2 protein-coding genes are annotated in these 1,024 nt (G+C 73.4%); both read left to right on the top strand.

Translation table 11 applies throughout. The features are described from left to right. Positions 1–36: 36 nt before the first annotated feature. A complete protein-coding gene (locus tag G7A99_RS20920) occupies positions 37–453 on the top strand; it encodes a DNA polymerase III subunit chi (protein ID WP_018717194.1) in 417 nt (138 codons plus the stop codon). A gap of 149 nt (positions 454–602) precedes the next feature. Next, a complete protein-coding gene (locus G7A99_RS20915) occupies positions 603–857 on the top strand; it encodes a hypothetical protein (RefSeq protein WP_163143822.1) in 255 nt (84 codons plus the stop codon). Positions 858–1,024: the final 167 nt, after the last annotated feature.

The following is a 1,024-nucleotide window of genomic DNA, read 5'->3' as shown; positions in this document are numbered from 1 at the left end:
CGCTGCTCACGCGCTACCTGATCGACCGCTGCTGACGTGCAGGTCGATTTCTACATTCTCGGCGAGGCCGGCGCGGAGGCGCGTGCGCACTTCGCCTGCCGGCTCGCCGAGAAGGCCTACCGCGGGGCGTTCGGCGTCACCATCCTGGCCGGCGACAGCGCCGCCGCGGCACAGCTCGACGACATGCTCTGGAGCTTCCGCCAGGGCAGCTTCGTGCCCCACGCCCTCGCCCGCGAGGCGGATGACACGGACGCCGTCGTCATCGCCTGGGGCAGCGACGTGCCGCGGCGGGACGTGCTGGTGAACCTCACCGACGCCATCCCGCCGGACTGGCAGGGCTTCGAGCGCGTCGCGGAGATCGTCACCGCCGACGACGAGACCCGCCGGCCGGCCCGGGCGCGGTTCCGTAGCTATCGCGACGCGGGCGTCACGCCCACCAACCACACGTTATAGCGGTACACCGGCCCGGCCGGAGTGTGGCCTACCGCACGAAACCGTCGCACAGGCCTACACACCGCGACGCGGCGACCCATAATGAGGCCACTGTATGGAAGCCGTGCGCGCCTGCGCGCACGGCAGGACCACGGGGAAGGATCACAAGCATGTCGCACGGAACCGCGACCGCCCCCGGACGCCGGCCCCGGCCGCCGGTGCTCTATGACGTCGTCGAACGGGGACACCGCACACCGGCGCCGCCCGTGCTGCGCTATCGCCCGAGCCCGGCGCTGCGCGAATGGCTGGCGGGCCACGTCAGCGCCGCGCTGGCCGTGGCCCTGACGCGCCGGCCGACACGGACCGCGGTGCCGGCCGGCCGCCACTACCACGCGGGCACGCCGTTCGCCGCCCGGCGCCGCTAGCCGCGTACCCCCTCAACCCCGAACTGGTACAAGGCCGGCTGCGCCCGCCAGACGATATCGTCGCGCCCGGGCACCACCCGGATAGCTCGTGCACGGCCGCAGGCCGTGTGCGACGCCGCCGGGACCGGTCCGGAATGTCGCACGCCTGCGGCGCACGACCTACCCGA

It is taken from the genome of Arhodomonas sp. KWT (assembly GCF_010993615.1).
This window is presented reverse-complemented; position numbering and strand designations above follow the sequence as displayed.

What these genes read in the sequence shown, in the direction of transcription:
- G7A99_RS20915 (WP_163143822.1), top strand. Translation starts at nt 603, where the DNA reads ATGTCGCACGGAACCGCGACCGCCCCCGGACGCCGGCCCCGGCCGCCG.